This is a genomic window from Streptomyces sp. HUAS MG56, from assembly GCF_058673395.1.
In genome coordinates, this window is record NZ_CM178722.1 from 6,970,640 (window position 1) to 6,994,259 (window position 23,620).

17 protein-coding genes are annotated in these 23,620 nt (G+C 72.9%); 13 read left to right on the top strand and 4 right to left on the bottom strand.

Annotated elements, in window-relative coordinates:
- The first annotated feature begins 18 nt into the window (after positions 1 to 18).
- The 4 genes from AC4OXY_RS32955 to AC4OXY_RS32970 all read left to right on the top strand — a co-directional run bounded on the left by AC4OXY_RS32955 (position 19) and on the right by AC4OXY_RS32970 (position 4,591).
- Entirely contained in the window at positions 19 to 618 is a 600-nt protein-coding gene (locus AC4OXY_RS32955; RefSeq protein ID WP_491991525.1) for a hypothetical protein, read from the top strand.
- A gap of 247 nt (positions 619 to 865) precedes the next feature.
- On the top strand, positions 866 to 1,057 hold the full coding sequence (locus AC4OXY_RS32960) for a hypothetical protein (protein WP_356037167.1): 192 nt from the start codon (positions 866 to 868) through the stop codon (positions 1,055 to 1,057).
- Between the two features lie 149 nt (positions 1,058 to 1,206).
- The gene (locus tag AC4OXY_RS32965) at positions 1,207 to 4,284 is read left to right on the top strand and encodes a helix-turn-helix transcriptional regulator (protein WP_491991526.1); all 3,078 of its coding nucleotides are present in this window, start codon (positions 1,207 to 1,209) and stop codon (positions 4,282 to 4,284) included.
- A gap of 79 nt (positions 4,285 to 4,363) precedes the next feature.
- Positions 4,364 to 4,591 (top strand): DUF6191 domain-containing protein, encoded by a 228-nt coding sequence (locus tag AC4OXY_RS32970; protein ID WP_491991527.1) that lies wholly within the window; start codon positions 4,364 to 4,366, stop codon positions 4,589 to 4,591.
- A gap of 23 nt (positions 4,592 to 4,614) precedes the next feature.
- Here the strand turns inward: AC4OXY_RS32970 and AC4OXY_RS32975 are convergent, their stop codons facing one another.
- On the bottom strand, positions 4,615 to 5,772 hold the full coding sequence (locus tag AC4OXY_RS32975) for a PQQ-dependent sugar dehydrogenase (RefSeq protein ID WP_491991528.1): 1,158 nt from the start codon (positions 5,770 to 5,772) through the stop codon (positions 4,615 to 4,617).
- A gap of 259 nt (positions 5,773 to 6,031) precedes the next feature.
- Complete coding sequence (locus tag AC4OXY_RS32980) at positions 6,032 to 7,030, bottom strand: aldo/keto reductase (RefSeq protein WP_356037175.1); 999 nt, start codon at positions 7,028 to 7,030, stop codon at positions 6,032 to 6,034.
- Between the two features lie 75 nt (positions 7,031 to 7,105).
- Here AC4OXY_RS32980 and AC4OXY_RS32985 point away from each other — a divergent pair, with 75 nt between their 5' ends.
- The 6 genes from AC4OXY_RS32985 (at position 7,106) to serA (ending at position 17,328) form a co-directional block, all read left to right on the top strand.
- The gene (locus AC4OXY_RS32985; protein ID WP_356037178.1) at positions 7,106 to 8,095 is read left to right on the top strand and encodes a 2-hydroxyacid dehydrogenase; all 990 of its coding nucleotides are present in this window, start codon (positions 7,106 to 7,108) and stop codon (positions 8,093 to 8,095) included.
- A gap of 599 nt (positions 8,096 to 8,694) precedes the next feature.
- Positions 8,695 to 11,562 carry a putative bifunctional diguanylate cyclase/phosphodiesterase gene (locus AC4OXY_RS32990; protein ID WP_491991529.1) on the top strand — a complete coding sequence of 956 codons (2,868 nt, stop codon included), beginning with the start codon at positions 8,695 to 8,697 and terminating at the stop codon, positions 11,560 to 11,562.
- A gap of 377 nt (positions 11,563 to 11,939) precedes the next feature.
- On the top strand, positions 11,940 to 13,787 hold the full coding sequence (locus AC4OXY_RS32995) for an acetolactate synthase large subunit (RefSeq protein WP_356037183.1): 1,848 nt from the start codon (positions 11,940 to 11,942) through the stop codon (positions 13,785 to 13,787).
- 22 nt (positions 13,788 to 13,809) lie between these two features.
- Positions 13,810 to 14,334 carry an acetolactate synthase small subunit gene (ilvN, locus tag AC4OXY_RS33000; RefSeq protein ID WP_071379685.1) on the top strand — a complete coding sequence of 175 codons (525 nt, stop codon included), beginning with the start codon at positions 13,810 to 13,812 and terminating at the stop codon, positions 14,332 to 14,334.
- Between the two features lie 164 nt (positions 14,335 to 14,498).
- The gene (ilvC, locus tag AC4OXY_RS33005; RefSeq protein ID WP_491991530.1) at positions 14,499 to 15,497 is read left to right on the top strand and encodes a ketol-acid reductoisomerase; all 999 of its coding nucleotides are present in this window, start codon (positions 14,499 to 14,501) and stop codon (positions 15,495 to 15,497) included.
- Between the two features lie 241 nt (positions 15,498 to 15,738).
- Complete coding sequence (gene serA / locus AC4OXY_RS33010) at positions 15,739 to 17,328, top strand: phosphoglycerate dehydrogenase (RefSeq protein ID WP_356024719.1); 1,590 nt, start codon at positions 15,739 to 15,741, stop codon at positions 17,326 to 17,328.
- A 62-nt stretch (positions 17,329 to 17,390) separates the two neighbouring features.
- Here the strand turns inward: serA and AC4OXY_RS33015 are convergent, their stop codons facing one another.
- On the bottom strand, positions 17,391 to 18,917 hold the full coding sequence (locus tag AC4OXY_RS33015; protein ID WP_491991531.1) for an MFS transporter: 1,527 nt from the start codon (positions 18,915 to 18,917) through the stop codon (positions 17,391 to 17,393).
- 98 nt (positions 18,918 to 19,015) lie between these two features.
- Between AC4OXY_RS33015 and AC4OXY_RS33020 the strand changes: the two genes are divergently transcribed.
- Positions 19,016 to 19,603, top strand: coding sequence for a TetR/AcrR family transcriptional regulator (locus AC4OXY_RS33020; protein WP_376289338.1), 588 nt, complete (start codon positions 19,016 to 19,018; stop codon positions 19,601 to 19,603).
- A 40-nt stretch (positions 19,604 to 19,643) separates the two neighbouring features.
- On the top strand, positions 19,644 to 21,224 hold the full coding sequence (locus tag AC4OXY_RS33025; protein WP_491991532.1) for an FAD-dependent monooxygenase: 1,581 nt from the start codon (positions 19,644 to 19,646) through the stop codon (positions 21,222 to 21,224).
- Here AC4OXY_RS33025 and AC4OXY_RS33030 read toward each other — a convergent pair.
- The gene (locus tag AC4OXY_RS33030) at positions 21,205 to 22,512 is read right to left on the bottom strand and encodes a PucR family transcriptional regulator (protein WP_376289334.1); all 1,308 of its coding nucleotides are present in this window, start codon (positions 22,510 to 22,512) and stop codon (positions 21,205 to 21,207) included. The genes AC4OXY_RS33025 and AC4OXY_RS33030 overlap by 20 nt on opposite strands.
- Positions 22,513 to 22,676: 164 nt before the next feature.
- On the opposite strand from AC4OXY_RS33030, the gene AC4OXY_RS33035 reads away from it, so the two are divergent.
- On the top strand, positions 22,677 to 23,603 hold the full coding sequence (locus AC4OXY_RS33035) for a proline dehydrogenase family protein (RefSeq protein WP_362823513.1): 927 nt from the start codon (positions 22,677 to 22,679) through the stop codon (positions 23,601 to 23,603).
- Positions 23,604 to 23,620 lie beyond the last annotated feature (17 nt).

Consider the following 23,620-nt stretch of genomic DNA (forward strand, 5'->3'; position numbering starts at 1 on the left):
GTCCGTACGGTGCCGGGCATGGCAACGAAGACGAAGGAAGGCGCCGCGGCGCACAGTGACGCCGAGACCGCGGCGGAGGACGTGACCGCCGTCGAGGAGACCGCGCGGACGGGATCCGGCGACGAGCACCCGGAGCCCGAGGCGGACCGGGCGGCGAAGGAGGACCGGGAACCGGAGGACGACGGCGAGCCGGAGGAGGACGCCGAGACGGAGGCCGAGGTGTCCACGGGTGTCGGGCAGGGCGCCGGCGCCGTCGTCTCTGCCGCACTGGGCCTGGTCTCGCTCAGCGGCGGCTGGATCGGCACCGTGGCCGGGGCCCGCCAGCAGCTCGTCGGCCAGCTGCGGACCTCCTCCACGGCGACCGTCGCCAAGCAGATCAAGGCGGTCTACGGCGACGCCTGGCACAGCACCGCGATGTGGGCCGGAGTGTTCGCGCTGGCCGCGCTGCTCACCGGCGTGGTCGTGCTCGTCCGCCCCGCGTTCGGTACCCCGGGCCGGCCGCAGACGCCCTGGATCAGGTCGGTCGCCTGGGCGGGGGTCTCGCTCGGTGTCATCGGCCTGCTCCTGGCCGTCCTGAAGTATTCCGACGCACTGCTGGCCCTGCCCTCGGCGGGCTGAGAAACCGCAGGTCCCAGGGGCCTTAGGGAATCCGTGAGTACCTTACGGGCGCCCTGAGGCCCCTTACGCGTGCGTGGGGGACCCTTACGCGTGCGTGCGGGCCGCGGGCGGGCACGAAGATGCGGAACTCTCCCGATGTGGCGCACCCCCCTCGCGGACGAAGGTGGAGCCATCGCAGAACGCGAGGCACGACACCGACGCTCATCGAGCCTTCGACGCTCGCCGAGCCCGCACCGAGGGACACGTCATGATCGAGTTCGAGTACCACAAGATGCGCACCGCCCAGCTGATCCGCACGGCCGAGGAGGAGCGCCTGGCCCGGTCGGTCGCGCGGGCCCGCCGCGCCGCCCGCCCCGCGGACCGGGCAGGCCACGACGGCACGGGTGCCGAGTCCCATACCGGGCGGGCCCGCCGGCACCGCCTCCCACGCACCGCGTGAACCCCGGGCCGACGGGCCGGGGCGGGACGGAGGAGGGCCGTACGGGGGTCGGCCGTCGTCCGTCCCGCCCCACAACTCACCCGGCCGGCGGTACGACCATCACACCGGACCTGTGGAAAACCGGTGACCCGCCACCCGGGCCTCGTGCGATGCTCGGGCCCGTGGAGACCAGGTCCGTCAGTCCCGTGTTCGTCGGCCGCGCCGACGAGCTGGACACGCTGAACGACGCGCTCGCCCGCGCCCGCGCCGGCGAGCCGCAGGCACTGCTGCTCGGCGGCGAGGCCGGGGTCGGCAAGACCCGCCTCGTCGAGGAGTTCGCCGCGGCCGCCGGGCGGCACGCGGTCGTCGCCGTCGGCGGCTGCGTCGAGATCGGCGCGGACGGGCTGCCGTTCGCCCCGTTCTCGACCGCGCTGCGCGCCCTGCGCGACGCGCTGCCCGAGCAGTTCGGCGCCGCCGCCTGCGGACAGGAGGAGGAGCTGGCCCGGCTCCTGCCCGACCTGGGCGAGGCCGGCGCCGGCCGGCACGACGAGCAGGGCATGGCCCGCCTGTTCGAGCTGACCGCCCGCCTGCTGGAGCGGGTCGCCGCCGACCAGCCGGTCGTGTTCGTCCTGGAGGACCTGCACTGGGCCGACGCCTCCACCCGCCATCTGCTCGCCTACCTCCTGCGCACCCTGCGCGCCGGCCGGCTCCTCGTCCTCGCCAGCTACCGCTCCGACGACATCCACCGCCGCCACCCGCTGCGCCCCCTGCTCGCCGAGCTGGACCGGCTGCGCACGGTCCGCCGGGTCGAGCTCGCCCGCTTCACACGCGAGGAGGTCGGCCGCCAGATCGCCGGCATCATCGCCGCCGAACCCGACCCCGACCAGGTCGACGACATCTTCGAACGCTCCGACGGCAACGCCTTCTTCGTCGAGGAACTCGCCGTCGCCGCCTGGGAGGGCTGCTGCACCGGCCTCACCGACTCCCTGCGCGATCTGCTCCTGGTCCGGGTCGAGGCGCTGTCCGAGCGCGCCCAGCGGGTCGCCCGGATCGTCGCCGAGGGCGGCTCCACCGTGGAGTACCGGCTGATCGCCGCCGTCGCCGGGCTCACCGAGGACGATCTCATCGAGGCGCTGCGGGCCGCCGTCGGCATCAACATCCTCACGGTCACCGCGGCCGGTGACGGCTACCGCTTCCGGCACTCCCTGGTCCGCGAGGCCGTCGCCGACGACCTGCTGCCCGGCGAGCGCTCCCGGCTCAACCGCCGCTACGCCGAAGCCGTGGAGGCCGACCCGACGCTCGTCCCGGCCGACGCGCGCGTGATGCGCCTGGCCAGCTACTGGTACCACGCGCACGACGCCGCCAAGGCCCTGCCCGCCGTCCTGGCCGCCTCCGTGGTGGCCCGCCGGCGGCACGCCTACACCGAGCAACTGGGGCTGCTGGAGCGGGCGATGGAGCTGTGGGAGAGCGCCCCCGAGGACGTGCGCCGCGCCCTGCGCCCGATCGACTGCGCCGAGGTCTGCCCTCCCCCACTGCCCGAAGGGCATGGCGGGACCCCCGGCGGCTGCGACCCGGCCACCGCCCCGCTGCGCTACCTCGACCTGATGGCCGAGGCCGCCGTCGCGGGCCGCTTCGGCGGCGAGCGCGAACGCGCCCTGAAGATCACCAAGCGGGCGCTGCGCCTCCTGGACGAGGAGCCGGACCCTCTGCGCGCCGCCTGGTTCTGGATCCAGCGCTCCCGCCTGGTCCAGTCCCTGGCCCGCGGCGACGGCTGGCGGGAGCTGGCCACCGCCCAGGACCTGGTGCGCGGTCTGCCGCCCTCGGAGGTGCACGCCGAGGTGCTGGCCCTCGCCGCCAACTGGTCCATGCTGCACCGGCCCGGAGCGGAGGCCTTCGCCGCCGCCGAGCGGGCCGTGGAGTACGCGCGCATGGTGGGCGCCCGCGACACCGAACTGCACGCCCGCCTCACCCTGGCCGGCCTCCAGGTGGACGCCGGCGACTTCGAGACCGGCCTCGCGGAGATGCGGCAGGTGCTGGCGGACACCGTCGCCGAGGGCGTGCGCCAGGTCGCGGGCCGCGCCTATGTGAACCTGCCGTCCGAGCTCCAGTCCGTCGGCCGCGACCGCGAGGCCGCCGATCTGCTGCGCGAAGGCCTCGCCTACGCGCGCGCCCACGGGCTGCTGGACTCCGAGCCCTGGATGTGGTCCAACCTGTCCGAGTCGCTCTACGCGCTCGGCCAGTGGCCGCAGGCGGCCGAGGCCGCCGCGCACGCGGCCCGGGGCGGCCACAGCGCCCAGCCGCGCGGCTCGGGCGCCCTGCGCCTGGCCCATCTCGCGCTGGCCCGCGGCGACCTCGCCGAGTCCGCCCGGCACCTCACCGCCGCCCGCGCCCACTACGGCACCCACGACCCCATGCCCCAGCACTCCCTGCCACTGGCCCGTATCACCCTCGGCCTCGCCGCCGCGCAGGGCCGGGTCGCCGACGCCCGCACCGAGCTGCTCCGGGCCCTGGACGCCGGATTCCCGCCCGGCACCCAGCGCTACGGCTGGCCCCTGCTGCTGGCCGCCGCCACCGCCGAGGCCGACACCCGCACCGTGCCCGCCGCCGGGCCCGGCCGCGAGGAGACCCTCGGCCGGCTCCGCGAGGCCGTCCGCGGACTCACCACGGGCGCCCCGCTCTGGCAGGCCTACGAGCAGTGGACCCGTGCCGAACTGCTGCGCGCGCAGGGCACGGACACTGCCGACGCCTGGTCGCCGGTCGTCACCGCCTTCGAGATCCTGGACCGCCCCTACGACCTCGCCCGGGTCCGCCACCGGCTCGCCGGAGCCCTCCTCGCCGAAGCCGGCGGCGGGGACGACGAACGCGACCGCGCGGTGGAACTGCTCCGGCTGTCCGGCGCGGTCGCCGACCACCTGGGTGCCCGCCCCCTGGCCGACGCCGTCGCCCGTCTCGCCCAGCGCGCCCGCCTCACCCTGACCCGCGCCGCCCGCCGGGCCCCGGCCCCCGCCGACCCGGCCGCCGCCCTCGGCCTCACCACGCGCGAGCGGGACGTCCTGCGCCTGGTGTCGGCCGGCCGCACCAACCGCCAGATAGCCGAGGAACTGTTCATCTCCCCGAAGACGGCGAGCGTCCACGTCTCCAACATCCTGGGCAAACTCGGCGTCTCGGGCCGGGGAGAGGCGGCGGCGCTGGCCCATCGGCTGGAACTGTTCTCGGCCGGGACCGCTCCTGCGCCATCGGCGGGCTGACTCGTACGCTGGAGAGAACCGGCGAGGGGGAGAAAGCGCCAAGAGGAGAGAGCACCAAGAGGAGAGCGGGGGAGAAGCCGTGTTCAACGCCTTCGAGGAACTGTTCACGCCCGGCCGCAAGCACACCCGGGACGAGCAGAACCGCCTGGAGCTGACCCGCGAGGACGTCGGCGACGGCGATCCGGGGCGGGGGCCGATAGACCTGGCGTCGGGCAAGGTGGTCGTACGCCTGCCCGAGCCGCCGCCCGACGAGGTGCCGCCCGGAGACGTGCCGCCTGCCGAGGCGGAGACCGGGGCCGAGAGCTAGCGACCGGCGGCCGGGTGCCCCCCTCACCGCACCTGTGCCTCCAGTACCCGGTCGTCGCCCTTCTTCGGCGTGCCCCGGCCGTCCGTGTTGCTCGTCACCAGCCAGACCTTGCCGCCGCCCGCCGCGACGACCGTGCGCAGGCGCCCGTACGCGCCGGTGAGGAAGGCCTGCGGGGCGGCGGCCGCCGCCGTGCCCTTCAGCGGGATCCGCCACAGGCGCCGACCCTTCAGGCCCGCCATCCAGATCACGCCGTCGACGTAGGCGATGCCGCTGGGGGAGGCGTCGGCGGTGTGCCACTGGGCGAGCGGGTTCTGGAAGGCAGGGTCGGCGGACCTGCCCTCGGCGGTGGGCCAGCCGTAGTTTCCGCCGGGCTTGATCGCGTTCAGCTCGTCCCAGGTGTCCTGGCCGAACTCCGAGGCGAACAGCCGCTGCCGGTCGTCCCAGGCCAGCCCCTGTACGTTGCGGTGGCCGTAGGAGTACACCGGGGAGTCCGGGAAGGGGTTGCCCGGGGCCGGGTCTCCGTCCGGGGTGAGCCGGAGGATCTTGCCGCCCAGGGACTTCCGGTCCTGCGCCAGACCCCGCTCGCCGCTCTCGCCGGTGCCCGCGTAGAGCATGCCGTCCGGGCCGAAGGCGATCCGGCCGCCGTTGTGTACGGCACCCCTGGGGATGCCCCTGAACACCGTGTCGGGTGCGCCCAGTTGCTCGCCGGCCGGTTTCCGCTCGTCGTACAGGACACGGGCGATGCGGTTGTCCGAGGCGGTGGTGAAGTAGGCGTAGATCATGTGGTCCGAGGCGAAGCCGGGGGAGAGGGCGATGCCCAGCAGGCCGCCCTCGCCGCCCGCGGTGGCCCCGGAGACGGCGCCCAGCTCGGTCTTCTTCCCCGTCTCCGGGTCGATCCGGATGATCGTCCCGTCGTCGCGAGAGGACACCAGCAGCCCGCCGTCGGGCAGCGCGGCAAGCCCCCACGGCGACCTCAGCCCCTCGGCCACGGTGCGCAGCACCTGCACCGAGCCCCTGGCCGGCGGCACCGGATCGGTGGCCGAAGCGGAGGCGGAGGCGCCCGGCGCCGTGCGGCCGGGCTGCGCGGCGCCGTCGCCGGGGTACGGCGCACCACCGCCGGAGCACCCCGCGGTCAGCAGCAGGGCGGCGGTCAACACGGCCGTCACAGCGCGCTGTTGCACGATCGGGATCCCTCCGGACGGCGACGGGTTCGACACCCGCCAACCTCTCACATCCGCCGCCTGCCCGGCTCCCACACGCCTGCCCTGCGGGCTGCTCGGGGGCGGGGTGCCCGGGCCGGGGGTTCACCGCGGCGCGTGCGCCTGGCTCGCGGACCGCTCGGGGGGCTCGGAGATGGCTGCCCGCCCCGCGGGCACCGCCGCTCATGCCCCGGCCCACGCGGGTCCGCAGGCCCCCGACCCCCGCCGGTCGGGTGGTTCCTCAGTCCCAGGAGCCCTGCGCCGCCGGCAGGTGGGAGATCTCGGTCAGGTCCTGGGCGGTCAGGGTCAGCCCGGCTGCCGAGGCGTTCTGTGCGGCCCAGTGGTCCCGCTTCGTGCCCGGTACGGCGATCACATGGCGGCCCTGGGCGAGGACCCAGGCGAGGGCCACCTGGGCCGGGGTGACGTCCTCGCCGTGGCGGCGGGCGATCCGGCGCAGGCCCGCGACGATCGGCTGGTTCGCCGCCATCATCTCGGCCGTGAAGCGGGGATGGCGGGCGCGCAGGTCGTCCGGTTCGAACCCCTCGCCCGGGGTCAGTGTGCCGGTCAGGAAGCCGTTGCCCAGCGGCATCGCCGCGAGGAACCCCACGCCCCGCGCCTCGCACCACGGCAGCAGCCCGGCCAGCGCCTCCGGTGACCACACCGACAGCTCCGCCTGCACCGCGGCCACCGGGAACACCTGCTGCACCCGCCGCAGTTGGCGCAGGGTGCCGTCGTGCAGCCCGGTGCCCGCGCGCCGTCCGCCGCGCGCTCCCACCGCGCACAGGCCCAGCGCCCGCACCTTGCCGGCCCGCACCAGCTCCGCCATGGCGCCCCACGTCTCCTCGACCGGGATCTCGGGATCGGCGCGGTGCAGCTGGTAGAGGTCGATGACGTCGGTCTGCAGGCGGCGCAGGGAGGCGTCGCAGGCCCGTCTGACGTAGCCGGGGCGGCCGTTGGCCACGATGTGCTGCTCGCCCACCAGCAGCCCCACCTTCGTCGACACGAAGGCGTCGCCGCGCCGCTCCCTCAGCACCCGGCCCAGCAGCAGTTCGTTGGTGAACGGGCCGTACATGTCCGCCGTGTCGAGGAGGGTCGTCCCCAGGTCCAGCGCCCGGTGCACTGCTCTCAGCGACTCCTCGCCCCGCCGCCGCGAGGCGCTGTACGCCCAGCTCATCGGCATGCATCCGAGTCCGACGGCCCCCACCGCGAGTGCCCCCGCGCCGATCGTCCTGCGCTCCACCTGCCCGTGACCCTCCCTCTCCTCGCCCCCAACCTAACCTCTGCACTCCCGCACCCCTGACATAGCCTCCGTTCCATGACTACGGATGTGTGGCTTCCCATCCCGCCCGAGCAGATCGAGGGGCTGCCCGCCGGGCCCCGGTACCTGTTCTGGGACGGTGGTGCGGACGGTGAGCAGGAGTTTCCCGGGGATCCCGCGGACTGTGCCGTGTACGTGGTGCCGTACATGAAGCCGCTGCCGGTCCGCGTGCGGCCGCTGGCGCAGCTGACCCGGGTGCGGCTCATCCAGACGCTCACGGCCGGCGTGGACGACATCACCGGGCGGCTCGGCTCCATCGTGCCGGGCGTCACGCTGTGCAACGCGCGCGGTGTGCACGAGACGAGCACCGCCGAACTCGCCCTCACCCTGACCCTCGCCTCCCTGCGCGGCGTACCCGGCTTCGTGCGCGCCCAGCAACAGGAGCGCTGGGAGGGCGGGTTCCGGCCCGCGCTCGCCGACAAGAACGTGCTCATCGTCGGGTACGGAGCCATCGGCGAGGCCATCGAGGACCGGCTCACACCCTTCGAGGTTGCGCGGGTGGCGCGCATCGCGCGCTCGGGGCGCACCACAGCGCGCGGTCTTGTGCATCCGATCGCCGATGTGCTCTCACTGCTTCCGGACGCGGACGTCGTCATCGTGTCCACTCCCCTCACTTCGGCCACACACAGGCTCGTCGACGCCGAGTTCCTCGCGCGGATGAAGGACGGTGCGCTGCTCGTCAACGTCGCCCGCGGCTCGGTCGTGGACACCGAGGCACTGCTCGCCGAGCTGAAGAGCGGCCGGATCACCGCCGCCCTGGACGTCACCGACCCCGAGCCGCTGCCGCCCGGCCACCCCCTCTGGCAGGCGCCCGGAGTGCTGATCAGCCCCCATGTCGGCGGCCCCTCCTCGGCCTTCCGGCCCCGCGCCGAGCGGCTGCTCGTCGACCAGCTGACGCGCTTCGTGAACCGGGAGCCGCTGCGCAACGTGATCCTGACGACGGACGCGGAAACGGAGGCCGAAACGGCGGACGACGGCGGGCGTTGAACCTTCCCGTACCCGGCTTCGCGTGAGCGCCGTACCCCCCGTCCGGCACCCTCCGCAACCCCTCGGACGCGGGCCGTGGCCACATCTCCGCTGGTCGTCACGGAGCGTAGAGAAGCTATGTCCCTGAGTGACGATCCTGGTGTATCGTCCCGACGAGGGGCAGCGCCGCTGACGTATCGGCGCCGGGGATGGACATTTCAGATTTTGTGAGGGGGGCGACGGGCGATGCACGGCCTATGGACGAACGATCCGACGCGGCGGAGCCGCCGACGGCGACCCTGGCGCACGACCGCGCGCAGGCGCGGTCACCACACCGGCCACCACAGCAGTCAGCAACGCAGGCACAGCGCCCGCAGGCGGCAGGCGCACCCGGCGCAGCGGGACCGGGGAGCGGCGCGGACCGGGAGGCCCCGGTGACTGCGCCGCTCGCGGTGACGACCACGTTCGAGGACGCGGTGCGCGCACCGCACCCGCAGGAGGTTCCGCCGCCGCGCCGGCCGGCCGCCGGCGAGGGCTCGCGCGTGACGGAGTAACTCGTTCTCGCCCTGGTCTGCGCGGCCTACGCCGTCGGGGCCGCGTTCGACTGGGGTGCGCACGAAGTGGCGTTGATCATGGGCGACTTCGGGCTCAGCGCGGCGGCGGGCGTCGCCGCCGTCTCCTGCTTCCTGTACTCCCGCAGCCCGCGCGTCCGCTTCCGGTCGGCCTGGCTGCTGTTCGCCCTGTCGTCGATGATGGCGTCCCTGGGCAACGCGGTCTGGGGGTGGTACGAGGTCGTCCTCGGCCGGCCCGTGCCCACGCCCAGCTACGCGGACCTGTTCTTCCTGTGCTTCGCGCCGCCCGCCATCGTCGGTCTGCTGGTGCTGGCCAAGCGGCCGGTGTCCAAGGCCGGCTGGATCTGCCTCGGGCTGGACGCCTGGCTGATCGGCGGCTCGCTGCTGACCCTGTCGTGGAGTCTCGCGCTCGCCCAGGCGGCCCGCTTCGACGGACCGAGCGTGCCCCACACCGCGCTGTCGCTGGCGTACCCGCTGCTCGACATCGCGCTGGTCAGCATGGTGCTCGCACTGCACTTCCGCCGCTCCCCGGGCAACCGCACGGCGGTGAACACCGCGATCGGCGCGCTCGCGCTGACCGTGATGTGCGACGCGCTGTTCACCTCCCCGCTGCTGCACAGCAGTTACCGCTCCGGCCAGCTGCTGGACGCCGGCTGGTTCGCCGGTTCGCTGCTGCTCGCCTACGCCCCCTGGGTCGCCCGGCACCGGGGCGCGCAGGAGTCGCACCGGCCGGACGGGCACACGCGCGTGATCCACGAGCACGTGCCAGGACAACGCGGCGCGGGCCATCCGCACGTGCCCGTGCCCGCACCGGGCAGCGACCACAGCCGCTATCCGTCCGGCCGTCCGCTGACCGGTTCCCTCGCCGCGCTGACCCCGTACCTCGCGGCCGCCGTGTGCACCCTGGGCATCCTGTACAACGTCCTCAACGGCCGCCGGCCCGACCATGTCGTGCTGATCACGGCGGGCATGGTCGTGCTCGCGCTCGTGATCCGGCAGGGCATCATGCTGCTGGACAACATCACCCTCACCCAGGAACTGGCGCAGAAGGAGAACCACTTCCGCTCCCTGGTCCAGGGCTCCAGCGACGTCATCATGATCGCCGCGCCCAACGGCGTCCTGCGGTACGTCTCCCCGGCCGCCGCCGGGGTCTACGGCCGGCCCGCCGAGGACCTGGTCGGCACGGAGCTGTCCAGTCTCATCCACCCGGAGGACCTGGGCTGCGTGGTGCACGAGGTGCGCCGCTTCCTCGTCGCCAGCCCGCTGGAGGAGCCCACCACCCGCATCGAGTGCCGTTTCCGCTCCGGCGAGGACGGCTGGCTCAACGTCGAGTCGACCGTCAACCGGCACCACGGCGGACTGATCTTCAACAGCCGGGACGTGACCGAACGCGTCCGCCTCCAGGCGCAGTTGCAGCACAACGCCGAGCACGACCCGCTGACCGACCTGCCCAACCGCGCGCTGTTCACCCGGCGCGTCCAGCAGGCACTGTCCGGCCGCCGGGCCACCGACCGGGGCGCGGCGCTGCGCAACACGGCGGTGCTCTTCATCGACCTGGACGGCTTCAAGGCCGTCAACGACACGATCGGGCACCAGGCCGGGGACGAACTGCTCGTCCAGGCCGCCCGCAGACTCCAGGACGCGGTCCGGCAGGGGGACACCGCCTCCCGGCTGGGCGGCGACGAGTTCGCGGCCCTGATCGTCGGGGACGGCACCCGCGACCGCGCCGCCCGGGAGCGCAACATCCTGGAGCTCGCCGACCGCCTCAGGGTGACCCTCTCCCAGCCCTACGCCATCGACGGCAACGACGTCCGGGTCAACGCGTCCATCGGCGTCGCCTTCGCCGAACCGGGCCTCGGCGCGGGCGAGCTGCTGCGCAACGCCGACCTCGCGATGTACCGCGCGAAAGCGGCCGGCAAGGGCCGGGTCGAGCTGTACAAGCCGCAGATGCAGCAGGATGTCGTACGCAAGGCGGAGCTGGCCACCCGGCTGCGCGCCGCACTGCACGACGGCGAGTTCGCGCTGCTGCACCAGCCGGTGGTGTGCCTGGAGAACGGCCGGATCACGGCGGTCTCCGCGCAGGCGCGCTGGCGCTCGTCCCAGGGGGTGCTGTTCACCCCGGCCGAGTTCCTGCGCGTGACCGAGGACGGTGACAAGACGGCCGAGCTGGACCGCTGGATCCTCCAGGAGGCCGTCGAGCAGGCCGCCGAGCGGGCCGCGACCGGGCTTGTCATGCCGGTCACCGTCCGGATGAGCGCCCGGCGGCTGCTGGACCGCTCCATGCCGCTCGGCTCGGTGGAGGCGCTGCTCACCCGGCACGGGCTGCCGCCCGGCGCGCTGGTCGTCGAGCTGTCCGACACCGATCCGCGGGTCTGTCTGGAGGACCTGGAGCGGCGCCTGACCGCGCTCAGCCGGCTCGGGGTGCGGATCGCGCTGGACGGCTTCGGCAGCGGCTACGCGGCCATCACGGCCCTGCGCAGGCTTCCGGTCGACATCCTGAAGCTCGACCGCGGCCTGGTCGAGGGCGTCGTGGAGTCCGCGCGGCTGCACAAGATCACCAGCGGTCTGCTGCGGATCGCCGGGGATCTCGGGCTCCAGTCCGTGGCCGAGGGCGTGGACCTGCCGGAGCAGGTCGTCGCGCTGCGCGCGATGGGCTGCACGCACGGGCAGGGCATGGCGTTCGCGGGGCCCGTGGACGAGTACCGGCTGCGCCGGGCGCTCGGATCCGGCCACTATCCGGTGCCGCACGCACCGGCCGAGCCGGCGTTCGCGGGCAGCGTGCGCGAGCCGCAGGGACGCGTCGGCATCGAGAGCGGGGCCGGGCTGCGGTCCGACACGCTGCGGTCCGAAGGGATGCGGTCCGAAGGGCTGAGCACGGTCGTGGCTCCGGCGCCGAGCGGTGCGCCGCGGAGGTGACCCGGGCCGTGGGCGAGTAGGCGAAGCACGTGGTGGAGTGGGGTGCGGGGGTGTACACAGGGGGTGTTCCCGCTGTCTTCGGAGGCGGCAGTGCCCATCGCTCACATTCTGAGACTCCCGTCCCACCCACTTGACACGTGGTGCGCGTCAGAGGGAGGGTCAGTGTCATGCGCACCCGAATTCTCGTACTTGGCAAGCGCGTCGGCTGAGCTGGGACCCACCGGAGGACGATCCGGAATCCCCGGCGACCGCACCGGCGCGCTCCCCTCGCTTGCCTTACGGCACGAGGGGTTTTTTGTTGCACGAGCACCGATCGTGCACCACTTGAACTCCGCACAAACCTCGCAAAAACCCTCAGCATCGAGAAGAGAATGCCGATGACCGAGCAGGCCACCGGGGCCCATCCGCAGCCGCGGCCCCGATCCGGAGGACAGCAGTCCGCCCCCGTCGAGCACGTCACGGGTGCGCAGTCCCTCATCCGCTCCCTTGAGGAGGTCGGCGCGGACACGGTATTCGGCATTCCCGGCGGCACGATCCTCCCGGCGTACGACCCGCTGATGGACTCCACCCGGGTGCGTCACGTCCTGGTCCGGCACGAGCAGGGCGCCGGCCACGCCGCCACCGGCTACGCGCAGGCCACGGGCAAGGTGGGCGTCTGCATGGCGACCTCGGGACCCGGCGCCACCAACCTGGTCACCCCGATCGCCGACGCCAACATGGACTCCGTGCCGCTGGTCGCGATCACCGGGCAGGTGGTGTCCTCGGCGATCGGTACGGACGCCTTCCAGGAGGCGGACATCGTCGGTATCACCATGCCGATCACCAAGCACAGCTTCCTGGTCACCAAGGGCGAGGACATCCCCCGGGTGATCGCGCAGGCGTTCCACATCGCCTCGACCGGCCGCCCCGGCCCGGTCCTGGTCGACATCCCCAAGGACATCCTCCAGAAGAAGACCGTCTTCTCCTGGCCGCCCACCATGGACCTGCCCGGCTACCGCCCGGTGACCAAGCCGCACGCCAAGCAGATCCGCGAGGCCGCCAAGCTGATCACCGCCGCCAAGCGGCCCGTCCTCTACGTCGGCGGCGGCGTCATCAAGGCACAGGCCACGGCCGAGCTGAAGGTCCTCGCCGAACTCACCGGGGCGCCCGTCACCACCACCCTGATGGCGCTCGGCGCGTTCCCCGACAGCCACCCGCTGCACGTGGGAATGCCGGGCATGCACGGTGCGGTCACCGCCGTCACCGCGCTGCAGAAGGCCGACCTGATCGTCGCCCTCGGCGCCCGCTTCGACGACCGCGTCACCGGCAAGCTGGACAGCTTCGCCCCGTACGCCAAGATCGTCCACGCCGACATCGACCCGGCCGAGATCGGCAAGAACCGCGCCGCCGACGTGCCGATCGTCGGTGACGCCCGCGAGGTCATCGCCGACCTGGTCCAGGCCGTGCAGAAGGAGCACAGCGAGGGCCACCAGGGCGACTACACCGCCTGGTGGAGCGACCTGAACCGGTGGCGCGACACCTACCCGCTCGGCTACGACGAGCCCGAGGACGGCTCGCTCTCCCCGCAGCACGTCATCGAGCGCGTCGGGCAGCTCGCCCCGGAGGGCACGATCTTCGCGGCAGGCGTCGGCCAGCACCAGATGTGGGCCGCCCACTTCATCCAGTACGACAAGCCCGCCACCTGGCTCAACTCCGGCGGCGCCGGAACCATGGGCTACGCGGTCCCGGCCGCCATGGGCGCCAAGGCCGGGCAGCCGGACCGGACGGTCTGGGCGATCGACGGCGACGGCTGCTTCCAGATGACCAACCAGGAACTGACCACCTGCGCGCTGAACAACATCCCGATCAAGGTCGCCATCATCAACAACGGCGCCCTCGGCATGGTCCGCCAGTGGCAGACCCTGTTCTACAACCAGCGCTACTCCAACACCGTCCTGCACAGCGGTCCGGACGACGTCAACCCGGACGCCCGGGGCACCCGCGTCCCGGACTTCGTGAAGCTGTCCGAGGCGATGGGCTGCGTGGGCCTGCGCTGCGAGCGCCCCGAGGACCTGGACAAGGTCATCGAGGAGGCGAACTCGATCAACGACCGCCCGGTGGTCGTCGACTTCATCGTCCACGAGGACGCGATGGTCTGGCCGATGGTCGCCGCCGGCACCTCCAACGACGAGATCATGGCCGCCCGGGACGTCCGCCCCGACTTCGGCGACAACGAAGACGACTGAGCGAGAGAGACGTAAAAAGACCATGTCCAAGCACACGCTCTCCGTCCTGGTGGAGAACACGCCGGGCATCCTGGCCCGCATCGCCGCCCTGTTCTCCCGCCGCGGCTTCAACATCGACTCGCTCGCGGTCGGCGTCACCGAGCACCCCGACATCTCCCGCATCACCATCGTGGTGGGCGTCGAGGAACTGCCGCTGGAGCAGGTGACCAAGCAGCTCAACAAGCTCGTCAACGTGCTGAAGATCGTCGAGCTGGAGCCCGGCCAGGCCGTGCAGCGCGAACTCGTCCTGGTGAAGGTCCGTGCCGACAACGAGACCCGCTCCCAGATCGTGGAGATCGTCCAGCTGTTCCGCGCCAAGACCGTCGACGTCTCCCCGGAGGCCGTCACCATCGAGGCCACCGGATCCGGCGAGAAGCTGTCCGCGATGCTCAAGATGCTGGAGCCGTTCGGCATCAAGGAACTGGTGCAGTCCGGCACGATCGCGATCGGCCGCGGCGCCCGCTCGATCACGGACCGCTCGCTGCGCGCTCTGGACCGATCCGCGTAACGCTGGAAGCGAGCTGGAACACCGCTCGAACGCAGAGCCGGGACACGGCTGAAAAGGGGCGAGCGCGACACGTCGGCCGCCCGCATGCCGAGACCCCGGAACTTCCCCTCCCCCCACCGCATACGGTGGGACGCACAACCTGAACACCAAGGAGAGAACCCAAAGTGGCCGAGCTGTTCTACGACGCTGACGCCGACCTGTCCATCATCCAGGGCCGCAAGGTCGCGGTCATCGGCTACGGCAGCCAGGGCCACGCCCACGCGCTGTCGCTGCGTGACTCCGGTGTCGACGTGCGTGTCGGTCTGCACGAGGGCTCCAGGTCCAAGGCCAAGGCCGAGGAGCAGGGCCTGCGCGTGGTGACCCCCGCGGAGGCCGCCGCCGAGGCCGACGTCATCATGATCCTCGTCCCGGACCCGATCCAGGCCCAGGTCTACGAGAAGGACATCGCCCCGAACCTGAAGGACGGCGACGCCCTCTTCTTCGGCCACGGCCTGAACATCCGCTACGGCTTCATCAAGCCCCCGGCCGGCGTGGACGTCTGCATGGTCGCCCCGAAGGGCCCGGGCCACCTGGTGCGCCGTCAGTACGAGGAGGGCCGCGGCGTCCCGTGCATCGTGGCCGTCGAGCAGGACGCCTCCGGCGACGCCTTCGCGCTGGCCCTGTCGTACGCCAAGGGCATCGGCGGCACCCGCGCCGGCGTCATCAAGACGACCTTCACCGAGGAGACGGAGACCGACCTGTTCGGCGAGCAGGCCGTCCTGTGCGGTGGTACGGCCGCGCTGGTGAAGGCGGGCTTCGAGACCCTGGTCGAGGCCGGCTACCAGCCGGAGATCGCCTACTTCGAGTGCCTGCACGAGCTGAAGCTGATCGTGGACCTCATGTACGAGGGCGGCCTGGAGAAGATGCGCTGGTCGGTCTCCGAGACCGCCGAGTGGGGCGACTACGTCACCGGCCCGCGGATCATCACCGACGCCACCAAGGCCGAGATGAAGCAGGTCCTCGCCGAGATCCAGGACGGCACCTTCGCCAAGAACTGGATGGACGAGTACCACGGCGGTCTGAAGAAGTACAACGAGTACAAGAAGCAGGACTCCGAGCACCTGCTGGAGACCACCGGCAAGCAGCTGCGCAAGCTGATGAGCTGGGTGAACGAGGAGGCGTAAGCCTCATGTCAGGGGGTCGGGGCATGCTGCTCCGGCCCCCTGTGTCCCTCTGTTGTCCACTCCGTCCAGCCCCGGACGGGTGATCCTTCCGCAGCGGCGCACAACGCCCTGAGCGGCGCCACTACACTGCTGCACAACACGCGTCAGGCCCACAGCGTCGTGCGTCTTCCGCGGCTAGCCCCTCCTCCGCTGCGGCCGTCGGGACGGCCGTCCGCATGCCTTGGACTTGTGAGGACCTCACGTGAGCTCGAAACCCGTCGTACTCATCGCTGAAGAGCTGTCGCCCGCGACCGTGGACGCACTCGGCCCGGACTTCGAGATCCGGCACGCCAACGGAGCAGACCGAGCCGAACTGCTCCCGGCCATCGCCGACGTCGACGCGATCCTGATCCGCTCCGCCACCAAGGTCGACGCCGAGGCCATCGCCGCGGCCCAGAAGCTCAAGGTCGTCGCCCGCGCCGGCGTCGGCCTCGACAACGTCGACGTCTCCGCCGCCACGAAGGCCGGCGTGATGGTCGTCAACGCCCCGACCTCCAACATCGTGACCGCCGCCGAGCTGGCCTGCGGTCTCCTCGTCGCCTCCGCCCGCCACATCCCGCAGGCGAACGCGGCGCTGAAGAACGGCGAGTGGAAGCGCAGCAAGTACACGGGCGTCGAGCTGGCCGAGAAGACCCTCGGCGTCGTCGGCCTCGGCCGCATCGGCGCCCTGGTCGCCCAGCGCATGTCCGCCTTCGGCATGAAGGTCGTCGCCTACGACCCCTACATCCAGCCCGCCCGCGCCGCCCAGATGGGCGTCAAGGTGCTCTCCCTGGACGAGCTGCTCGAAGTCTCCGACTTCATCACCGTCCACCTGCCCAAGACCCCCGAGACGCTCGGCCTGATCGGCGACGAGGCGCTGCGCAAGGTCAAGCCGAACGTGCGCATCGTCAACGCCGCGCGCGGCGGCATCGTCGACGAGGAGGCGCTGTACGCGGCGCTGAAGGAGGGCCGGGTCGCCGGCGCCGGCCTCGACGTGTACGCGAAGGAGCCCTGCACCGACTCCCCGCTCTTCGAGCTGGACCAGGTCGTGTGCACCCCGCACCTCGGCGCGTCCACCGACGAGGCCCAGGAGAAGGCGGGCATCGCGGTCGCCAGGTCCGTGCGCCTCGCGCTCGCCGGTGAGCTGGTCCCGGACGCGGTGAACGTCCAGGGCGGTGTCATCGCCGAGGACGTCAAGCCCGGTCTGCCGCTCGCCGAGCGCCTCGGCCGCATCTTCACCGCGCTGGCCGGCGAGGTCGCGCACCGCCTCGACGTCGAGGTCTACGGCGAGATCACCCAGCACGACGTGAAGGTGCTGGAGCTGTCCGCGCTCAAGGGCGTCTTCGAGGACGTCGTCGCCGAGACGGTGTCGTACGTCAACGCCCCGCTGTTCGCGCAGGAGCGCGGCGTCGAGGTCCGGCTGACCACCAGCTCCGAGTCGAACGAGCACCGCAACGTGGTCACCGTGCGCGGCACCCTCGCGAGCGGCGAGGAGGTCGCGGTCTCCGGCACGCTGGCCGGCCCGAAGCACGTGCAGAAGATCGTCGCGGTCGGCGACTACGACGTCGACCTCGCGCTCGCCGACCACATGCTCGTCCTGCGCTACGAGGACCGTCCCGGTGTCGTCGGCACCGTCGGCCGCATCCTCGGCGAGGCGGGCATCAACATCGGCGGCATGCAGGTCGCCCGCTCGGCGGTGGGCGGCGAGGCCCTGGCCGTCCTGACCGTCGACGACACGGTGGCGGCCCCTGTGCTCGCCGAGGTCGCGGCGGAGATCGGGGCGACGTCGGCCCGGTCCGTGAACCTCGTCTGAGACGCGCACGACAACGCCGGGCGGGCTGACGAGAGTCGGCCCGCCCGGCGTTTTCTCCTGCCCTACTCCTCGCCTCCGGCCCCGATCCCGCGCAGGCTCAGCGCCGCCCCCACCGCCGCCACCACGAGGATCACCGCGCCGGCGAGCGCCGCGCCCCGCATCCCGCTGGTGAACGCCTCCCGGGCCGCGGCGAGCAGGGACTCACCGGCCCGGCCGGGCAGCCGGGCGGCCGTGGCGAGGGCGCCGCCCAGGGTCTCGCGGGCCCCGGCGGGAGCCGTCGACGGCATCTCGTGGCGGTAGAGCGCCGTGCCGATCGAGCCGAGCACCGCCATGCCGAGGGCGCCGCCGAACTCGGTGCTGGTCTCCAGCAGCGAGGAGGCCGTGCCCGCCCGCTCCACCGGGGCGCCGCTCATGGCCAGGTCCACCAGCTGCGACGCGATCGCGACCATCCCGCAGGCGAGCACGCCGGCTCCGGCCAGCACCAGCCACAGCGAGTCGGTGCCGAGCAGGGCGAGCATCGCGAACCCGGCCGCCATGGCCGCGAAGCCGCCGGCGACGACGTACGCCCGGTTGACGCCCCGCTGGACGAGCTGCGCGGTGAGCGGACCGGCGACGCCGATGAACACCGAGGGCAGCAGGCTCCACAGGGCCGCCGACAGCGGGCTCTTGCCGAGCACCGACTGCAGGTACTGCGTGGTGAAGATGGCCGAGCCCATCATGCCGAGCGCGGCGACGAGGTTCAGGACCAGCGCCGGGGCGAAGCCGTGGCCTTTCAGCAGGGCCGGCGGGATCAGCGGGGCGGCCGCGGTGCGCTGGCGCCGGACGAACAGGGCCGTGAAGAGCAGGCCGACGGTGATCGAGACGACGTAGAGCGGGTGCCAGCCCTCGGAGGGGATCTCCTTCAGGCCGTAGACGACGGGGAGCACGGCGGCCATCGACAGCGGCACGCTCGGCCAGTCGAAGCGGCCCGGGTCCGGGGCCTTCGACTCCGGCAGCAGCACCGGGCCGAGGAGCAGCAGCAGCGCCATCGCGGGCAGGTTGACCAGGAAGACCGAGCCCCACCAGAAGTGCTCGACGAGGATGCCGCTCATCACCGAGCCGAGCGCGATGCCGCCGGTCATCACGCCGGACCACAGCCCGATCGCCTTCGCCCGCTGGGCGGGGTCGGTGAACATCGTGCGCAGCAGCGCCATCGTGGACGGCATCAGGGTCGCGCCGCCGATGCCGAGGAGCGCGCGGGCCGCGATCAGGGTCCCGGCGCTGGTCGCGTAGGCCGCGAGGAGCGAAGCCCCGCCGAAGGCGACCGCCCCGGTGAGGAGCAGCCTGCGGCGGCCGATGTGGTCGCCGAGCGAGCCCATCGTCATCAGCAGGCCGGCCAGGACGAAGCCGTAGACATCGAAGATCCACAGCTGCTGGGTGCCGCTCGGGTGGAGGTCCGCGCTGATCGCGGGCGTCGCGAAGTACAGGACGGAGACGTCCATCGAGACCAGCAGCAGCGGCAGCATCAGCACGCCGAGGGCGGTCCACTCTCGGCGTCCGGCGCGGGGGCCCGCCGCGACAGGGGTGGTGGTGCTCGTCGAGTTCGTCATGCCGAGGAATGTACAAGCGTCTTAAACGCTTGTCTAGAACGATTGTATAAGTCGTCCGTCTGGGACGCTTGTATGGATCGAGGGGTAGGGTGGCGGGCATGGGACACCGTGAGGATCTGCTCGAAGGCGCCAAGCGCTGCCTGCTGGAGAAGGGGTTCGCGCGCACCACGGCGCGCGACATCGTCAAGGCCTCGGGGACCAACCTGGCCTCGATCGGCTACCACTACGGCTCCAAGGACGCGCTCCTCGCGCAGGCCTACGTCGCGATCGTGGAGAACATGTCCGACGCCTTCGACGGGGGCGACGGCATCGCGATCGAGGGCGCGCCCGGCTCGCTGGAGCGCTTCCGGCACGTGTGGTCCGGCATCGTCGCCACCATGCGGGAGCCGAACTCGATCTGGCGCCTCAGCATGGAGGTCATGACCATCGACATGCCCGAGGTGCGCGAGCATCTGGCCCGCGCACAGCGCGAGGGCGGGCGCGGGCTCGTCTCCCTGCTCCAGGGCGTGCCGGAGGACGAGGTCTCCGACGAGACGGCCGACACCCTCGGCCGCTTCTACATGACGCTGATGACCGGGCTCATCGCGCAGTGGACGTTCGACCCGAAGACCGCCCCGGACGGCGACGCGCTCACCGAGGGCCTGCGGCAGATCGTCGCGTCCGTCCCGGCCGCCGAGGCGGGCTGAGCGGATTGCGCCCGCCCGCGGGCCGGGGGAGATTGGCCTCATGCAGGACGCCGAGGTGCCGGTACTGATCGTCGGCGGCGGCCCGGTCGGACTCACCGCGCGGGCGCTGCTGGACCGCTGGGGCGTGCCCTGCCTGCTGGTCGAGCGGCACCACGCGCTGTCGCCGTTTCCCCGCTCCCGGCTGGTCAACGTGCGCTCGATGGAGATCTTCCGCGGCCTCGGCCTCGCCGCCCGGATCACCGACCGGGCCTTCGCGCCGCGCTACGGCCGGGTCCGCTTCCGCGACACCCTGGGCGGCGGCGACTTCGCCTCGGCGGCGATGACCGGGGTGCGCGCGCCGGTACCGGAGAGCCCCGCACTCGGCGTGGTCACCTCGCAGGACCGGCTGGAACCGGTGCTGCTCGCCGCGGCAGCCGCGCCGGTGCGGTTCGGAGTCGAGCTCGTCGGCCTGGCCGAGGAGTCCGAGGGGGTCGTGGCGCGGCTCACCGACCGCCGCACCGGTGCCGAGTCCCGGCTCCGGGCCCGGTACGTCCTCGCCGCCGACGGCGCCCGCTCCACCGTCCGGGACCTGCTCGGCGTCGGCACCACCGGGCCGGGAGCGCTGGGCGGCGTCACCACCGTCGTCTTCGACGCCGACCTCGACCGCTGGTGCGCCGACGGACCCGCCGGTGTCTACTTCACCGCCCACGGCTCCTTCATGCCGCTGTACCCCGAGGGCGGCTGGGCCTGGTTCGGCCCGACGCCCGCCGTCGTCGACGGCACCGACTGGGGCGACCTGGTCGCGCACGCCCTCGGACCGGGCGTCGACGTACGCCCCGAGGTGCTGCGCGTGCAGCACTGGGTGATGAACGCGTTCGTCGCCGAACACCTGCGCCGCGGCCGGGCCCTGCTGGCCGGCGACGCCGCGCACGCGGTGCCGATCGTCGGCGGCCTGGGCATGAACGCGGGCGTGGCTGACGCGCACAACCTGTGCTGGAAGCTGGCGGGCGTGCTGCGCGGCTGGGCCGGCCCCGGGCTGCTGGACACCTACGCGAGCGAACGGCACCCCGTCGCCCATGAGACGCTGCGCCAGGCGGTGGCCAACGCCCAGCTGCTGGGGGACGTGCAGAGCCGTCGGCGCGAGCGGCCGCCGACCGGCGGAGCCGTCCCCGACCGGATCGAACTCCCGTGGATGGACCAGTACTTCGCGCAACTGGGCCTGGTGCTCGGCGTCGCCTACCGCTCGTCCGCCGTCCTCACGGGCGACAAGGGCGACACGGCGCCATCGTCCCCGCCCGGCACCGACTACGTGCCCACCGTGGCCCCGGGCCACCGCCTGCCCCACCGCCGGCTCACCGGCGACCGCTCCACGCTGGACGCCCTCGGCGAGTGGTTCACCCTGTTCACCCCGGACCCCGCCGCCTGGGCGCCCGGCACCGCCGCGGCCGGACCCCTCTGCGTACCCGTGCCGCTGCGCGTCGAACCCCTGCCCCGCGAGCACGCCGAGCCGTACGAACTCGGGCCGCACGGCGCCCTGTTGGTCCGCCCGGACGGACACGTCGCCGCCCACTGGCCGGACCGGCCGCAGGCCCCCGCAGCCCTCGCCGAGGCCCTCGGCAGGCTCACAGCCGCGCCCGCTTGAGCGCCATGTGCAGCAGCAGCCGGTCCTCCCCGTCGTCCAGGTCGAGGCCCGTCAGCTGCTCCACCCGGGACAGCCGGTAGTACAGGGTCTGCCGGTGGATGCCCAGCTCCGCCGCCGCACGGCCGGCCTGGCCCGCGCAGTCGAGATAGACCTCGGCGGTGCGGGCCAGCTCCCGGTGGGCGGGCGAGAGCAGCGGGCCGACCGCGGGATCGTGCGCGGCCTCCGGCGGCAGCGCCGTCAGCAGCCGGTACGGCCCGATGGCCGCCCACTGCGCGACCGGCCCGAACCGCGGCTCGGCCAGCGCGGCCCGTGCGGCGGCGGTGGCCTCCTCCCACATCGTGCCCAGCTCGCCGAGGCCGGAGCGGGGCTCGCCGACCCCGGCCGCGCAACCGGCGCCCGGCACGGCCCGGGCCGCCCCCTCCAGACCGGCCGCGGCCGCCGCGGCCACCCGGGCCCCGGCCCCGCGGGCGGCACCGCCCGCCGCGCCGCGCGCGCTCCCGGCCTCCTCCAGCAGCCGCGCGGCCGCCGTCAGCGCCGGCGCGCTCACCTCCGTGGTGCGCAGCCGGACCAGCAGCGCGAGGCTCTGCCCGGCCGCGCCCCAGGGCAGGGTGCACAGCGCGAGGGCGTGCGGGATCGTCCGGGCGGCCGGGGCGTCGTCCGGGTCGGCCGAGGGCCAGGGGGCGACGCAGATCAGGGCGTGCGGACCGTCGGCGCGCGGGCCGAGGGCGGTGCGCAGTTCGGCCACCGCCATGTCCTGCTGCCAGCCGCGCTCCGCGCCGAGCACCGCCCGCAGCTCCCGGCTCAGCCCGGCCCCGGCCGCCGCCTCGTCCGCGAGCAGCGCGCCGATCCGGCCGGCCACGGCCATGGCGGCGGCCAGTTGGGCGTCCGTCGGGCCGGGGTCGCCGTCCAGCAGCCAGACGTAGCCGAGCACGACACCCCGGTGGCGGACCGGGAGGCAGATCCGGCCGCGGTAGACCCCCGCCTCCGTGCTCGCCGGGATCCGTACCGGGCCGGTCGCGCGGGTGATACCGAAGCCCTCGAACCAGGAGCGGACCGTCGCCGTGGAGCGCCGGGTCAGGATCGAGCGGGTGCGCACCGGGTCCAGCGCGGACGGGTCCAGCTCGTCGTCGCTGTCGTACGCGCCGAAGGCGATCAGCTCGAAGTCGCGGTTCTCCAGGGTCGCCGGGACGCCCAGCAGCTCCGAGATCTCGTCCACGAGCTCCTGGTAGTCACCCTTGAAGGCTTTGAAACCCTTGAAATCCGCCGCCACTCGGGCATTCTCCCTCATTTTCCGGAGGTCTTCATACATCTGTCTGAGATCCAGTGCACGGATGCGTGACAGCTGTCGATGGCCCAGGATCGGAGAGATCCTTAGGTTTCACGGTGGTTCTCCGTGCCGTACCCGAATCGTCGGGTGACGGCCCATTTGATGCTTGTCTGTGGAGGTGCCCCGTGCTGGGTCCCGTGATTCTCGCCGCGTCGCGCAGCGACCGGATGCGACGCCTGATCTCGGCGGCCCCGGTGACCAAGCAGGTCGTCGACCGCTTCATCCCGGGCGAGACCGTCGACGACATCGTCCCGATCATCAAGGACCTCACGGCCAAGGGCCTGGAGCTGACGATGGACGTCGTCGGCGAGGACATCACCACCCCGGACCAGGCCGCCGCCGCCCGCGACGCCTACCTCGCGCTCATCGACCACCTCAAGGAGCTGGGGCTCGGCGAGAAGGTCGAGATGTCGGTCAAGCTGTCCATGTTCGGCCAGGCGCTGGACGGCGGCCACGAGCTCGCCCTCGCCAACGTCCGCCCGGTCGTCGAGGCCGCCGCCGCGATCGGTACGACCGTGACGCTGGACGCCGAGGACCACACCACCCTCGACTCGATGTTCGCCATCCACGAGGAGCTGCGGAAGGACTTCCCGCAGACCGGCTGCGTCATCCAGGCCTACCTCTTCCGCACCGAGGCCGACGCCCGCCGCCTCGCCGCCGCCGGCAGCCGCGTCCGCCTCGTCAAGGGCGCCTACAAGGAGCCCGCCGAGGTCGCGTACCAGCAGAAGCACGAGATCGACAAGGCGTACGTCCGCGTCCTGCGCATCCTCATGGACGGCGAGGGGTACCCGATGATCGGGTCCCACGACCCGCGCCTGATCGCCATCGCCCAGGAGCTGGCCCACCAGGCCGGCCGCAAGCTGAACGAGTACGAGTTCCAGATGCTGTACGGCATCCGCGGCGACGAGCACCTGCGGCTGGCCGCCGAGGGCCACCGCATGCGCGTCTACACGGCGTACGGCACCGACTGGTACGGCTACTTCATGCGCCGTCTCGCGGAGAAGCCGGCCAACCTCCGGTTCTTCCTCCGCAGCATGGTCAGCAAGGGCTGAAACCGAACACCCGCTCA

What these genes read in the sequence shown, in the direction of transcription:
- AC4OXY_RS32960 (WP_356037167.1), top strand. Translation starts at nt 866, where the DNA reads ATGATCGAGTTCGAGTACCACAAGATGCGCACCGCCCAGCTGATCCGC.
- AC4OXY_RS32995 (WP_356037183.1), top strand. Translation starts at nt 11,940, where the DNA reads ATGACCGAGCAGGCCACCGGGGCCCATCCGCAGCCGCGGCCCCGATCC.
- AC4OXY_RS33020 (WP_376289338.1), top strand. Translation starts at nt 19,016, where the DNA reads ATGGGACACCGTGAGGATCTGCTCGAAGGCGCCAAGCGCTGCCTGCTG.
- AC4OXY_RS32965 (WP_491991526.1), top strand. Translation starts at nt 1,207, where the DNA reads ATGCTCGGGCCCGTGGAGACCAGGTCCGTCAGTCCCGTGTTCGTCGGC.
- AC4OXY_RS32955 (WP_491991525.1), top strand. Translation starts at nt 19, where the DNA reads ATGGCAACGAAGACGAAGGAAGGCGCCGCGGCGCACAGTGACGCCGAG.
- AC4OXY_RS33025 (WP_491991532.1), top strand. Translation starts at nt 19,644, where the DNA reads ATGCAGGACGCCGAGGTGCCGGTACTGATCGTCGGCGGCGGCCCGGTC.
- AC4OXY_RS32985 (WP_356037178.1), top strand. Translation starts at nt 7,106, where the DNA reads ATGACTACGGATGTGTGGCTTCCCATCCCGCCCGAGCAGATCGAGGGG.
- AC4OXY_RS33030 (WP_376289334.1), bottom strand. Translation starts at nt 22,512, where the DNA reads ATGAGGGAGAATGCCCGAGTGGCGGCGGATTTCAAGGGTTTCAAAGCC.
- AC4OXY_RS33015 (WP_491991531.1), bottom strand. Translation starts at nt 18,917, where the DNA reads ATGACGAACTCGACGAGCACCACCACCCCTGTCGCGGCGGGCCCCCGC.
- ilvN (WP_071379685.1), top strand. Translation starts at nt 13,810, where the DNA reads ATGTCCAAGCACACGCTCTCCGTCCTGGTGGAGAACACGCCGGGCATC.